Origin of the sequence: Tepidamorphus gemmatus (assembly GCF_004346195.1) — a bacterium.
Classification (GTDB): Bacteria; Pseudomonadota; Alphaproteobacteria; order Rhizobiales; family Tepidamorphaceae; genus Tepidamorphus; species Tepidamorphus gemmatus.
Genome location: NZ_SMAK01000001.1, coordinates 314,175 through 325,995, shown reverse-complemented (window position 1 = coordinate 325,995; position 11,821 = coordinate 314,175). Strand labels below are relative to the sequence as shown.

The 11,821-nt window shown below is 68.0% G+C and carries 10 protein-coding genes; all 10 read left to right on the top strand.

Annotation, left to right across the window (positions count from 1 at the left end; translation table 11 throughout):
* The first annotated feature begins 144 nt into the window (after window positions 1–144).
* The 10 genes from EDC22_RS01530 (at window position 145) to EDC22_RS01485 (ending at window position 11,819) form a co-directional block, all read left to right on the top strand.
* The gene (locus EDC22_RS01530) at window positions 145–522 is read left to right on the top strand and encodes an ArsR/SmtB family transcription factor (protein WP_132804834.1); all 378 of its coding nucleotides are present in this window, start codon (window positions 145–147) and stop codon (window positions 520–522) included.
* A gap of 87 nt (window positions 523–609) precedes the next feature.
* Window positions 610–2,337: a dihydroxy-acid dehydratase gene (ilvD, locus tag EDC22_RS01525; protein ID WP_132804833.1), complete on the top strand. Its 1,728-nt coding sequence runs from the start codon at window positions 610–612 to the stop codon at window positions 2,335–2,337.
* Window positions 2,334–3,218 (top strand): NAD(P)-dependent oxidoreductase, encoded by an 885-nt coding sequence (locus EDC22_RS01520; RefSeq protein ID WP_132804832.1) that lies wholly within the window; start codon window positions 2,334–2,336, stop codon window positions 3,216–3,218. The genes ilvD and EDC22_RS01520 overlap by 4 nt, the downstream gene beginning before the upstream one ends.
* A 128-nt stretch (window positions 3,219–3,346) precedes the next feature.
* Window positions 3,347–3,988, top strand: coding sequence for a FecR family protein (locus EDC22_RS01515; RefSeq protein WP_132804831.1), 642 nt, complete (start codon window positions 3,347–3,349; stop codon window positions 3,986–3,988).
* 10 nt (window positions 3,989–3,998) lie between these two features.
* Window positions 3,999–5,912 (top strand): CHASE2 domain-containing protein, encoded by a 1,914-nt coding sequence (locus tag EDC22_RS01510; RefSeq protein WP_132804830.1) that lies wholly within the window; start codon window positions 3,999–4,001, stop codon window positions 5,910–5,912.
* A gap of 350 nt (window positions 5,913–6,262) precedes the next feature.
* Entirely contained in the window at window positions 6,263–6,934 is a 672-nt protein-coding gene (locus tag EDC22_RS01505) for a TetR/AcrR family transcriptional regulator (RefSeq protein ID WP_132804829.1), read from the top strand.
* A 16-nt stretch (window positions 6,935–6,950) separates the two neighbouring features.
* The gene (locus EDC22_RS01500; RefSeq protein WP_132804828.1) at window positions 6,951–8,114 is read left to right on the top strand and encodes an acyl-CoA dehydrogenase family protein; all 1,164 of its coding nucleotides are present in this window, start codon (window positions 6,951–6,953) and stop codon (window positions 8,112–8,114) included.
* Window positions 8,115–8,182: 68 nt separating this feature from the next.
* Window positions 8,183–8,974 (top strand): ABC transporter ATP-binding protein, encoded by a 792-nt coding sequence (locus EDC22_RS01495; protein WP_132804827.1) that lies wholly within the window; start codon window positions 8,183–8,185, stop codon window positions 8,972–8,974.
* A complete protein-coding gene (locus EDC22_RS01490; RefSeq protein WP_132804826.1) occupies window positions 8,971–10,923 on the top strand; it encodes an AMP-dependent synthetase/ligase in 1,953 nt (650 codons plus the stop codon). The genes EDC22_RS01495 and EDC22_RS01490 overlap by 4 nt, the downstream gene beginning before the upstream one ends.
* Window positions 10,920–11,819, top strand: coding sequence for a branched-chain amino acid ABC transporter permease (locus EDC22_RS01485; RefSeq protein ID WP_132804825.1), 900 nt, complete (start codon window positions 10,920–10,922; stop codon window positions 11,817–11,819). The genes EDC22_RS01490 and EDC22_RS01485 overlap by 4 nt, the downstream gene beginning before the upstream one ends.
* The last annotated feature ends 2 nt before the right edge of the window (window positions 11,820–11,821 follow it).

Below are 11,821 nucleotides of genomic sequence, written 5' to 3'. Positions count from 1 at the left end.
CCGTCGCCCAAGTTCCGGTCGTCGCCACGTCACGCCAAGCATATGTTGCGCTAAGCATATGAGAAGGCGTGGCTTGCGCGCAGGTCCGGATCGGATAATTTGCAGCCGCGAGCAGGACATAGCATCAGGTTGGCCGAGTCGCCCATGCCGGTATCCAGATCGACTCCCGCGGCCGCGACCGGCGACGAGATCAGGCTTCCGTCGACGCCTGAGGAAGTGCAGGCGTTTGCGGTCCAGGCGCGCAAGGCGAGCGAGTTGCTCAAGGCGCTGTCGCACGAGACCCGACTGCTGATCCTGTGCCTGCTTGCGGATGGCGAACGGTCCGTTTCCGACCTCGAGCGGATGCTGACACTCCCGCAGGCGGCCGTCTCCCAGCAGCTCGCACGCCTGCGCGCCGACAATCTGGTGACGACCCGCCGGAACGGCCGGATGATATTTTACCGGATTGCCGACGCGGAGGTCGCCAAGATCATCACCGCCCTGCACGAACTGTTCTGCTCCCCTGCCCTCGATCGTCGCTGACATGCAGACGCAGGGCCGCCGTTTCGAAGCCATGCTCGGCGCTGTCGCCTGCACCGGATCGCGCCTCGTCCGCCAGCGGAGATTGCGATGACGTCAGACCGGCCAGCCGGGCGCCGACTGCGCTCGCGCATCACCACCGACGGCCTCGACAGGGCGCCGCACCGGGCCTTCATGCGGGGCATGGGTCTTTCCGACGCGGACATCGCCCGGCCCTTCATCGGCATCGTCTCCACCTTCGGCGAGACGACCCCGTGTGTCGGCAATTTGGACATCCAGGCGGCCGACGCCCATGCCGGTGTTTCGGAGGCCGGCGGTACGCCGCGCTCGTTCACGACCATATCCGTTTCCGACGGCATCAGCATGAACCACCAGGGCATGAAATGCTCGCTGGTATCGCGCGAACTGATCGCCGACTCGGTCGAGCTGGTCATGCGGGCCCATGCCTATGACGGGCTCGTGGCGTTTGGCGGCTGCGACAAGAACCTGCCCGCAATGATGATGGCGATGGTCCGCCTCAACGTGCCGTCGGTGTTCGTCTACGGCGGCGCCGCACTGGTCGGTGCGCTGGACGGCAAGGACGTCTCGATCCTGACCGCTTACGAGGCGGTGGGCAGCGCCATGACCGGGACGATCGGTCGCGACGAGGTCGACCGGCTGGAGCGCGCGGCATTGCCGACGGTCGGCGCTTGCCCCGGCCAGTTCACCGCCAACACCATGGCAATGGTCGCCGAGGTGCTGGGCCTTGCACCGATGGGCTCTGCCATGCTGCCCGCCGTCGATGCCGCGCGCCGGGGCCTGAACCGCCGCGCCGGCCGGCTGGTAATGGAAATCCTGACCAATGGCGGCCCGCTGCCGCGCGACATGATCACCCGCGCGAGCCTCGAGAATGCCTGCGCGATCGTCGCGGCGACGGGAGGCTCCACCAACGCCGCGATGCACATTCCGGCGATCGCCAATGAAGCCGGTATCCGTTTCACCTTGGCCGATGCCGCGGCCGTCTTCGAGCGCACGCCGCTGATCGGCAACCTGCAGCCGGGCGGCCGCTACTACGCCCAGCACGTCCATGCGGTCGGCGGTGTCGCCGTCATCGTCAAGGAACTGATCCGCGCCGGCGCGATCGACGGAACGGCGATGACGGTCACCGGCCGCACGCTGGCCGAGGAGGTGGCGGGCGCGCCGCCCCCCGATGGCGAGGTGATCCGGTCCGTCGACAACCCGATTTCGCCGAATGGCGGCGTGATCGTGCTGCGCGGCAACCTCGCTCCGGACGGTGCGCTGATAAAGGTCGCGGGTCTGAAGACCCTTGTCCACGAAGGACCGGCCCGGGTCTTCGAGAGCGAGGAGGAGTGCATGGCCGCCATCCGCAGGCGGGCCTACGCGGAAGGGGATGTCATCATCATCCGCAACGAGGGTCCGAAGGGCGGTCCCGGCATGCGCGAAATGCTCGGTCCGACCGCCGTCATCTACGGCCAGGGCATGGGCGAGAAGGTGGCGCTGGTCACCGATGGACGCTTCTCGGGCGCGACGCGCGGCATGTGCATCGGCTATGTCAGTCCCGAGGCCGCGGCCGGTGGGGTGCTCGCACTGGTCGAGGCCGGCGACCGCATACGCATCGATGCGCTGGCGCGCCGCATCGACCTGCTGGTCGACGACGCCGAGATCGCGCGCCGACGCGCCGCCTGGTCGCCGAGGCCACGCAGGGTGAAGCTGAGTGGCGTCCTGCAGAAATATGCCGCCCAGGTCGGCTCCGCGCATCTCGGCGCGGTCACCCATGACGGTGCCGCAGAATGGCCGATCGAGGAGCCCGAGGCATGAGACCCCGGATCGCCTTCCTCGGACTGGGCCTGATGGGTGCGCCGATGGCGCGGCGGCTGGCCGAGGCCGGAACGGACCTCGTGGTCTGGAACCGCAGCCGCGAGAAGACGGTACCGTTCCGCAACATCGCCCGGATCGCGGAAACCCCGATGGCAGCCGCCCGCGAGACCGATGCGGTGTTTCTCTGCCTGACGGACGCGGACGCAGTGGAGGCCGTCGTGCTGGGTCCGGCGGGCCTGGCGGAGGCCGGACAGCTGAAGCGGATCGTCGATTTCTCCACGATCTCGCCGGACCGGACCCGGATCATCGCCGCCCGCATCGCCGAGGCCACCCGCGCAGCCTGGATCGACGCCCCTGTTTCCGGTGGTGTCCCCGGAGCCGAGCAGGGAACCCTGACGATCATGGCAGGCGGCGTTGCGGCAGATGTGGAGGCCGTTCGCCCGCTGGTGGCGCCGCTTTGTGCCCGTTTCACCCATATGGGACCGGTCGGCGCCGGCCAGGTGACCAAGCTCGTCAATCAGATCATTTCCGGCTGCACCATCGCGGTCGTCGCTGAAGCAATCGCCTTCGCCGAGGCCGCCGGCATCGATGCGACCTGCCTGACCGAGGCGCTGGCCGGCGGGTTCGCCGATTCCGCACCGTTCCGCCTGTTCGCGCCCCGCATGGCGGCCCGCGACTACTCGCGACCGATCGGCTCCTCGCGACTGATGCTGAAGGATCTCGATGCCGTCCTGGAGGCTGGCCGCAAGGTCGATGCCGTGCTGCCGATGTCCTCGCTGGCAGCCGAACTGTATCGTGCGACCGCACGCTATGGACTGGCGGACTCGGACATCGCCGCGCTGATTGAGGTTCTGAGCGGCGACGCAGGCAAACGCAACTGAAACAGCACGGTCTCGCTACGGAAATCCGGAGCGCCTATGATGCGTGTGGTTGTCCGGCTGCGTAGCCGCGGCCTGCGCTGCGACCGGCTCGGACGGCCCCTGGTGCCGGAACGTCTAGGAGATCGAAGATGCGACGTCCCATCGCAACATCGCTGGTCGCTGCCGGCCTTATGGCGGGATCGTGCGCGTCTGCGGCTGCGGTGACGGTCGGAACGATCGTGCGGGTCCAGGGCGAGGTGGAGATCGTGCAGGCCGGAACGATCGCGCCCGCGTTCGTCGGCCAGGCCGTTGACAGTGCGGCGAACATCCGGTCCGGTGCCGACGGCAAGGTGCTGGTCGAGCTCGTCGACGGCTCGACGGTGACACTCGCCGCCGACACCGCGGTGTCGATGGCGGAGCTCGTTCCGGCAAGCCCGGACGGTTTCCTGTCCGGGATCATAGACCTGGTCAGCGGTGCCGTGCGGGTTCTGGCCGCGCCCAGCCCCGAGGCGCGCCGACTCGAGGTCCGCACCGGCATGGGAGTCGCTGCCGTGCGTTCGACCCGGTTCTTCGTCGAGGCCTCCCCGGCCGGGATGGCGGTGTTCGTCTGGGCCGGGCGCGTCGCGGTCTCGCCGGCATCCGCTGCGATGACGGTCGAACTCACCGAAGGCGAAGGCATCGACATCAAGCCGTCACCCGGCAATTCCGCTGTACTGATCATGCCGGACGCGCCGACGAAATGGAGTGCGCCCCGCATCGCCTCGATAGACGAACGCACGAACATGCAATGAAGGCGCGGCATTGACCCCGATACGGGCCGGCCTCGCCTCCGCCGCGCTCGCGATCGCGGCGGCGCTGGCCGCGGTCCTGGCGACCGTCCCGGCCAATGCCCCTCTCGCCGTTCTGGAGGACACAGCACTCGATGCACAGTTTCGGCTTCGCGGACCGCTGCGGCCCGCCGCGCCGATCGTGCTCATCGACATCGACGACAAGACTCTTGAATCCATGGGGGGCTTTCCCCTCGACCGGACCGTCCTCGCCGAGATCATCCGGTCGGCCAAAGCCGCCGGCGCCCGGCTGATCGTGCCTGACATCCTGCTGCCGGCCTCGCGGCTGACCAGCCCCGCCGCCGACGCCAGCCTGTCGCGGGCGATCTCCGAAGCAGGCAATGTGCTTCTGCCGGTCGCCTTTCTGTTTCAGGAGGGTACGACGCCGCCGCCGGAGCTTCCCGCACCCGTCATCGCATCGGCATTCGCCGTGGTCCGGCAGGGGCGGGGCTTGCGGACGGGCGTACCACATCCCTCCGGCGTGGTCCTGCCCGATGCGCCGTTCCTGGATGCGGCGGGATACGGTCATGTCAACGTCGTCCGCTCCGAGACCGGCGGCGTCAGCCACGCCGAGATGGCCGTCCGGTTCGGGGAACACTACTTCCCCTTCCTGCCGGCCGTCGTCGCGGCGCGGGCTCTCGGCGTCCGTCGATCGGACATGGTGCTCTGGCTCGGCGCGTTCCTCGACATCGGCGAGACGCGCCTGCCACTCGACGACCTGGATCGCCTCGTCGTCAATCATTACGGGCCAGCCGACACCTTTGCGCGCATCGCGGCCCGCGATCTGCTCGACGGTTCGTCGCAGACCAACATCCTGCGCGACAGCATCGCCTTCATCAGCGTGACGGCGGCAGGCGTTGGGGATCAGTTCCGCAGTCCATTCGACGTTGCCCTGCCGGGCACCGACCTGCTCGCGACGGTTACAGACAACATTCTCAGCGGACGGGTTCTGTATCAACCGGCCTGGTCGGTCGCCGCCTCGTTTGCAGCCGCCTTTCTGCTCGCATGGCTGTCGTCCTGGCTCGTGCTGGCGAGCGGTCTCGTCGCCGGCATCGCCCTCGCCCTGATCGCAACCGCTGGCTGGCTGGTCATCGTGCAGGCCCTGTTCACCGGCAGCGGCGTCCTGCTGTCGCTGCCTATCCCGCCCCTCGCCGTCGCGCCATCAGTGGCGCTCGCTGCCACCTGGTCGATGGCTTCGACCGGCCGTCGGCGCCAGCAGGAATTGTCGAGCATTCGCGAGACGGCCGCCTTTGCACCGGTCCTCAGCGCGCTCGCCGCCGAACTCGACCAGCATGCCGGTCCAAAGACAATCATCTGCACGGTCGTGTTTGCCGACCTCAAGGGGTTCACCGAGGTCGCGCAATCCGCCGCGCCCGAGGCCGTGCACGCCCTGATGAGCCGTACGCTCGCCCTCCTCGCCGAGGCAGCGGAGCGCCATGGCGGCATTCTCGTCAAGTCGCTCGGCGACGGCGGAATGCTGCTGTTCGGCGCGCCCGGCAGGGACGTGGCCGCCCCGGCGCGGGCCCTGGACTTCGTTCGAGAGACGCTGGCGACCGCGCGCTCGCCCGCTGCCGGCGAGTCGCTCGACATTCGCTTCGGCGCCCATTGCGGCCCGGTGTCGTTCGGTCTGATCGCGGCCGGATCGCGGCGGGAGGTCGACGTTGCCGGCGATACGGTCAATGTGGCGAGCCGCTTGCAGGCCCTGACCCGCAAGCACGATACGACGGCGATCGTCTCGGACCAGCTCATCGAGGCGGGCGTCGCAGCCGCCGGCGAGCGCGCCCGGGCTGGATTCCGCAAGGCGCCCCGTACGCGGCTGCGCGGCCGTGACCGCTCGATTGGCATCTGGCTCTGGCAGGGCGGCAGGGAGCTGTCCGGCAACGCCTGACGGTCCGAATGACCATCGTGACCTGCCCGCCCGCGGCACGACCGACGCGATCGCGAACCATGCAGTTCTGGCGCGGGGCGGCTTGCGATCGCCGCCCTTGTCGGTGCCGAAGGTGCTGGCTCGGCCCGCATCGAGCCGGCCGATCCGCTGCGACGCCAGCCCCTGCTCCCCGGACAGGCCTGGCCGGTATGGCACGCGCGGCATTTCCGAATCCTCATTATCGAAAGTTACTCATCATTCACAAAAACGACTGGACATTTTTGTGAGTGTCTAGCTATAAGATTGACAACGGTTCGCCGTTCGTCGCCTTCGGGCAGCCGAAGTCGACACGGAACCGGAGAGGGGCAGCAATGTCACGTTGGGCGAACGCCGTTCCCGATCGCGAGCAGCAGCTCGAGATCAAGCGCAAGGCGATCATTCGCGAGGCCGCCAGGGTCTTCAACCGGCGCGGCAGCCACGGCACGACGCTCGACGATGTCGCCGAGCGGCTCGGCGTTACCAAGACCGCCCTCTACCGCTACGTCCGCAACAAGAACGAGCTGCTCTACGCCTGTCACGAGGAGGCGATGGAGATCGCCCGCGAGTGCATGGACCGCGGCGAGGCGGAAGGCCGGACGGGCCTCGAGAAGATCCAGATCGGGATGAAGGGCTACCTGCGCGAGATGATCGGCGCGATGGGCGTACCCGTCCTCATCCTCGAGGAGAACGCGCTGACTGGCGACGACGCCAAGCGCATCATCGCGCTGCGTGATGCCTTCGAGAAGCGCATGCGTCGCCTCGTCGAGGAAGGTATCCGCGACGGCAGCATCCTGCCCGTCAATCCGAAGCTGGCGATGTTCATGCTGCTTGGCGCCGTTCACTGGGTCACCAAGTGGTACCACCCCGACGGCCCCTGGACCGCCGACGACGTCGCCGACGCGCTCATCGAGATGGCGACACGCGGTCTCGCCGCCAAGCCCGTCGCCGCGCTCAGCGGCGCGATCCACAAGACCACGGTGCCGTTCGAGCATCCGAAAGACTGACGACCGGAGGACGTCCATGGATTTCGACCTGACCCCCGACCAGAAGGCGCTGCAGGCCAATGTGCGCGATTTCGCCCAGAGCGAGATCGCGCCGAGGGCCGAACAGCTCGATCGGGACGGTGTGTTTCCGACCGACCTGTTCCAGCGTCTGGGCGAGCTCGGAGTCATGTCGATCCCGTTCCCCGAGGAGCTGGGCGGCATGGGCCTCGGGGTCTTCGAGGCCGTGCTCGCCCTCGAGGAGGTCGCCCGTGCCGACCAGTCGCTTGCGGTCTCGGCCATGGTGTCGATGGCCACCGGCCTGACCGTCGCCCGCTTCGGAACCGAGGCGCAGAAGCGCAGATGGCTGCCGGACATTGTCGCGGGCAGGAAGATCTGCTCGATTGCCGGCACCGAGCCCGACGCGGGAAGCTGGACCGCCGGCTTCAAGACGCGCGCCACCGAGGTCGCCGAGGGCCAGTGGTCGATCTCGGGCGAGAAGGCCTACATCACCAATCCCGGCACCGACATCTCCTCCTTCACCCTCGTGCTATGCGTCTCGAGCCCGAAGGAGGAGGCGCGCAAGCAGTACACGCTGTTCCTCGTCCCCAACGACGCTCCCGGCTACACGCGCGGCGAGAAGTACCGGAAGATGGGCTGGAAGTCCTCCGATACCCGGCCGCTGTTCCTTGACGATGTGCGCCTCACCGACGCGGACATCGTCGGCCAGAAACATGGCGGCCGCTGGGTGCTGCACAAGGGCTACCAGGCCGCCCGGCTGTTTCTCGCAGCCTGCTCGCTCGGCCTCGCCCAGGCCAGTCTCGATCATTCCATTGCATATGCAAAGGAACGTCAGGCCTTCGGCGGCAGCATCGGCCGGCTGCAGCTCGTCCAGGACATGATCGCCAGGATGGCGCTCAAGACGGAGAGCGCCCGGCTCGTCACCTATCGCGCCGCCTGGCTGGTCGATCAGGGTCGCGACGACCTGATGGCGCTGTCAATGGCCAAGCTGCATGCCACCGAGACCGGTTCCGAAGTCGCCAACCTGGCGATCCAGGTGCATGGCGGCTGGGGCTTCATGGATGACTGCCCAGTATCGCGATACCTGCGCGACAACCGCATCTGCACGATCGGCGATGGCAGCTCGCAGATCCAGACGCTGCTGATCGCGCGCGAATGCGGACTGGACGTCACGTTCCAGTAGCCGCCCACGACAACAAGAGGCTTTGACGGCGCGCCGCACGGGCGCGCCGTATGGGGGGAAGTGTGCCCATGCAATCAGGCGACGAGCCTGCGGCGGCAGTCTTGGAGGCGGATGCGCTCTGCCTGCGCTTTGGCGCGGTGGAAGCCTTGAAGTCCGTCTCGCTGAGGGTCGCCCCGCGCCAGATCCACGCTGTCATCGGCCCGAACGGGGCCGGCAAGTCGAGCCTGCTCAACTGCCTGTCGGGATTCTACCGGCCCCAGTCCGGCGCGGTGCGCTTCTGTGGCCAAGACATATCCGCGCTCGTCCCTCACAAGCGCGCCGCGCTTGGCATCTCGCGCACCTTCCAGGGCATCCAGACCTATCCCTCGATGACCGCGCGCCAGAACATCCTCACCGGTTATGACGCACGCATGCGGACTGGTCTGTTTTCCGCCCTTCTCTACTGGGGCCGGGTCCGCGCCGAGGAGGAGGCCTTCGCGGCGAAGGCCGAGCGCATCATCGAGTTCCTGGAACTCGAGGAGCTGCGCCACGCCCTCGTCGGCGACATGGCCTACGGGATGCGCAAGCGCGTCGATCTCGGCCGGGCGCTGGCGCTCGATCCGAAGATCCTGATCATGGATGAGCCGATGGCCGGCATGAGCGCCGAGGAAAAGGGTGATCTGGCCCGCTACATCCTCGACATCCGCGACGGCCTCGGCATCCCGGTGGTCCTCGTCGAGCACGACATGGAAGTCGTGATGGACATCTCCGACCGGATCACCGTCATCGACTTCGGCCAGGTTATCGCCTGCGGCACGCCCGCCGAGATCCGCGCCGATGAGCGCGTGATCGCCGCCTATCTCGGCGGAGGCTCCGCATGAGCTTCCATGTCATCCGCGCCGAGCCGGTCGAGACCGCCCGCACCTCGCAGGGCCGCACCCTGCCGCAGCTTCTCGCCGACAATGCCCGAGACTTTCCCGAACGGGCGGCGCTCAAGTCGAAGCGGGCCGGTATCTGGCGCTCGAAGACCTGGCGCCAGGTTCATGACGAGGTGCGCGGTGTCGCGCGCGGCCTTGCCGCCTGCGGCCTGAAGCGCGGCGAGGTGCTTGCCTTCATCTCCGAGAACATCGAGGAGCAGTTCATCTACGAGCTCGCCGCCCAGTCGATCGGCGCCATCACCGTCTCGGTCTATCCGGACGCGACTGTGGACGAGCTCGGCTATGCGCTTGCCCATTCGCGCGCGGCAATGGTGCTCGGCGAGGATCAGGAGCAGGTCGACAAGATCCTCGCGTGCCTGCCTGCGACGCCCGCGATCCGTCGCATCGTCTTCGTGGACGGGCGCGGCCTCTGGGACTACGCCGAGCCCCGGCTGATCGCCGACCGCGACCTGCGCAAGGCCGGGACGGAACATGAGTCCGACGCCTGGGTGGATGCCGAGATCGCCCGAGGCCGCCAGGACGACGTCGCCGTCTACTGCTACACCTCGGGCACCACCGGGCGACCCAAGGCGGCAATGCTGTCGCACGCCTTCGTGCTCGACAACGCCTACCGTCTGATGGGCGCGCTCGATGTCCGGCCCGGCGGCAACTACCTCTCGTATATCTCGCCGGCCTGGGCAGCCGAACAGTTCTTCGGCATTGCCCTGCCGCTGCTCGCACCCATGGTCGTCCACTTTGCCGAGAAGCCCGAGACGATCCAGCGCGACCTGCGCGAGATCGGGCCGCAGTTCCTCATGTTCACGCCGCGCCAGTGGGAGATGCAGGCCTCCGACGTCGAGGCGCGGATGATGGACGCCGGTCCCTGGCGCCGACGCCTCTACCACTGGGGTCTCCGCCAGGGTCTGGCACGGATGCGCGGCGAGGGCGGCGCGATCCATCGTCTTGTCGTCTGGCCGCTGGCGGATCAGCTGGTGCTCAAGGGCATCCGCGACCTGCTCGGGCTGACCCGGGCGCGCGCCGTGCTGTCGGGCGGATCGGGTCTGTCGGCCGAACTGTTCGAGCGCTTCCGCGCCTTCGGCGTACCGCTCGGCAACCTCTACGGATCCTCCGAACTCGGCCTGATCTCGACCCACAGGCCCGGCAGCAACAACCCGGGCACAATGGGCTCGTTCATGCCCTCCGACCCGACCATCACCGGCCCGATGCAGGGCTGGGTCGACGAGAAGGGCCAGCTGCGCCTCAAGGTTCTCGCCTTCTCCGGCTATCTCGACGATGCCGATGCGACGCGCGCGATGGGCCGGGCGGAGGAGGGCTACGAGACGGGCGATGCGGTGCGCGTCGACGAGACTGGCGAACTGATCTTCCTCGACCGGCTGAAGGACCTGCGCCGGCTCAAGGGCGGACAGACCTATCCGCCGCAGTTCATCGAGAACCATCTGCGCGCTGCCTCGATGATCCGCGATGCCATCGTCATCGGCGACGAGACCCGCGACAGGGTCGTGGCGCTCGTCAACATCGACGCCCAGATTGCCGGCCGCTTCGCCGAGATGCAGGGGCTCGCCTTCGGCACGTTCCCCGAGCTGAGCCAGCTGCCGGCCATCCGCGCCGAGGTCGCCAGGGTGATCGAGCGGGTCAACGCGCTGGTCGATCCCGGCGCCCGCGTCACCGCCTTCGCCAACCTGCCCAAGGAGCTCGACGCCGACGAGGCCGAGCTGACCCGTTCCCGCAAGCTGCGCCGCGAGCACATCCATGCCCGCTACGCGGCGATGATCGAGGCCCTGTACCGGGGCGACGACACGCTGACCACCGAGATTGAGGTCAAGTACCAGGACGGCTCGACGAGCCTGCTGAAGGCCGAGGTGGCGCTCAACCGCATCGAGGCAGGACAATGATCAAGCTGATCCAGATCCTCATCGAAGGTGCGCTCGTCGGCCTGGTCTACGGGCTCGTCGCGATCTCCTTCGTCGTCATCTACCGCGCCTCCCGCATCATCAACCTGGCCCAGGGCGAGGTGCTGGTGTTCGGCGCGCTGTTCCTGTGGACCTTCACGCTCGGGCTCAGGTCCATCGGCTACGAGATGCCGCTGCTGGTTGCCATCGCCCTGACCATCGGCGCCTGCGTGGCCTTCGGCGTCGGACTCGAGCGCTTCGTCTTCCGCCCGCTGATCGGCCAGCCGGCCTTCGCGATCTTCATGGCCTCGATCGCATTGCTGATCCTGCTGCGCGGCACCGCACAGCTGATCTGGACCGCCGAGACCCGCTCCTTCCCGGTCATCCTGCCCGAGGGCGCCTTCAATCTTGGCCCGTTCCTGATCAACACGCGGCTCATGATCGGCGGCCTGTTCACCGTCGCGCTGACCATGGCCCTGCATCTGTTCTTCACCCGTTCCAGACGCGGCCTCCGGCTCGCGGCGGTCGCCGAGGACCACAACACCGCGCTGTCGCTCGGCATCTCGGTGCGCGCGGCGATCGCCATCGCCTGGATCCTCGGCGCGATCGTCGCGACCTGCGGCGCGGTGGTGCTGCTGTCCGGCCGCATCGTCTCGCTGGAGGTCGCCCATATCGGCTTCAAGGCCCTGCCCGTCGCCCTGCTGGGCGGGCTCGAGTCGATCCGCGGCGCACCGCTGGCCGGCATCATCATCGGCGTCGGCGAGGCGCTCGCCATGACCTATCTCGACCCCCACACCAACGGCGCGGCCTCCGGCATCCTGCCCTACCTGGTCATGGTCGCCGTCGTGCTGATCCGTCCGCAGGGCCTGTTCGGCTGGAAGAAGATCGAGAGGCTCTGAGC